This window comes from Kineococcus sp. GCM10028916 (genome assembly GCF_042674865.1).
Lineage (GTDB): Bacteria > Actinomycetota > Actinomycetes > Actinomycetales > Kineococcaceae > Kineococcus.
In genome coordinates this window covers 1-2,098 of sequence record NZ_JBHTFM010000027.1, presented here as the reverse complement: position 1 = coordinate 2,098, position 2,098 = coordinate 1, and the positions used below count along the sequence as shown (strand labels likewise).

Here is a 2,098-nt window from a genome sequence, read left to right as displayed (position 1 = left end):
CTCAACAGACAACCCGCACCCACCCCTCAACGATCGACACCAGCATCTGCACCCCACCGAAGCAGAGAACAGACCGATGTGAAGACCAGGACAGGTCCAGACCAAGACACCAACCACACCCACCAACCCCATCCGAAGACAAGATCAGCAGCTGCCGGCCGGTCCCTCAGGACCCAACAGTGCGCCAGACGATCATCCACTCTCACCACTTCCGTTCCACCCGGGCAGGCCCGAGGTACTAAGAAGAGTGCAAGCAAATGACCGCCGTGTTGATGTTCCACCCTTGAGCACCAGCCGTCGAACATGTGCCGACGAAACTGGCCCATCCCCACCACACCCGAATCCCACGAAGGAGACTCAAGTCTTTGTGACGGGGTTGATGCTCCTTAGAAAGGAGGTGATCCAGCCGCACCTTCCGGTACGGCTACCTTGTTACGACTTCGTCCCAATCGCCAGTCCCACCTTCGACAGCTCCCCCCCTTACGGGTTGGGCCACCGGCTTCGGGTGTTACCGACTTTCATGACGTGACGGGCGGTGTGTACAAGGCCCGGGAACGTATTCACCGCAGCGTTGCTGATCTGCGATTACTAGCGACTCCGACTTCACGGGGTCGAGTTGCAGACCCCGATCCGAACTGAGACCAGCTTTTTGGGATTCGCTCCACCTCACGGTATCGCAGCCCTCTGTACTGGCCATTGTAGCATGCGTGAAGCCCAAGACATAAGGGGCATGATGATTTGACGTCATCCCCACCTTCCTCCGAGTTGACCCCGGCAGTCTCCCATGAGTCCCCACCATAACGTGCTGGCAACATGGAACGAGGGTTGCGCTCGTTGCGGGACTTAACCCAACATCTCACGACACGAGCTGACGACAACCATGCACCACCTGTACGCGACCAACTAAATGACACCCCATCTCTGGGATTCCACCGCGCATGTCAAGCCTTGGTAAGGTTCTTCGCGTTGCATCGAATTAATCCGCATGCTCCGCCGCTTGTGCGGGCCCCCGTCAATTCCTTTGAGTTTTAGCCTTGCGGCCGTACTCCCCAGGCGGGGCGCTTAATGCGTTAGCTGCGGCACGGAATCCGTGGAATGGACCCCACACCTAGCGCCCAACGTTTACGGCATGGACTACCAGGGTATCTAATCCTGTTCGCTCCCCATGCTTTCGCTCCTCAGCGTCAGTAACTGCCCAGAGACCCGCCTTCGCCACCGGTGTTCCTCCTGATATCTGCGCATTTCACCGCTACACCAGGAATTCCAGTCTCCCCTACAGCACTCTAGTGTGCCCGTACCCACTGCAAGCTCAGAGTTGAGCCCTGAGTTTTCACAGCAGACGCGACACACCGCCTACGAGCTCTTTACGCCCAATAATTCCGGACAACGCTTGCACCCTACGTATTACCGCGGCTGCTGGCACGTAGTTAGCCGGTGCTTCTTCTGCTCCTACCGTCACTTTCGCTTCTTCGGAGCTGAAAGAGGTTTACAACCCGAAGGCCGTCATCCCTCACGCGGCGTCGCTGCATCAGGCTTTCGCCCATTGTGCAATATTCCCCACTGCTGCCTCCCGTAGGAGTCTGGGCCGTGTCTCAGTCCCAGTGTGGCCGGTCGCCCTCTCAGGCCGGCTACCCGTCGTCGCCTTGGTAGGCCATTACCCCACCAACAAGCTGATAGGCCGCGAGCCCATCCCCAGCCGAAAAACTTTCCACCCACACTCGATGCCGAGGTGAGTCGTATCCGGTATTAGCCACCGTTTCCAGTGGTTGTCCCAGAGCCAGGGGCAGGTTGCTCACGTGTTACTCACCCGTTCGCCACTGATCCACCCCGAAGGGCTTCACCGTTCGACTTGCATGTGTTAAGCACGCCGCCAGCGTTCGTCCTGAGCCAGGATCAAACTCTCCGTCGAAAAACCTATGACCACACCACCACCCCGAAGAGCAGCCAGCACAGCCAAGATCTTTAGCACTTCATAGTTGACCCTTGGACTCGAAAACCCCACCCCCCACTGGCGTGAAAGAGGCGAGGATCAATCCCAAAGGAACCCCAAACCATCACCCACCCACGCAGAAAACGCAGCGCAGTGACAGTCGATTGG

Annotated in this window: 1 rRNA gene; it reads right to left on the bottom strand. The window is 58.1% G+C overall.

From position 1 onward, the window contains the following. Positions 1 to 390 precede the first annotated feature (390 nt). Positions 391 to 1,909, bottom strand: a 16S ribosomal RNA gene (locus ACFQ46_RS24255). Positions 1,910 to 2,098: the final 189 nt, after the last annotated feature.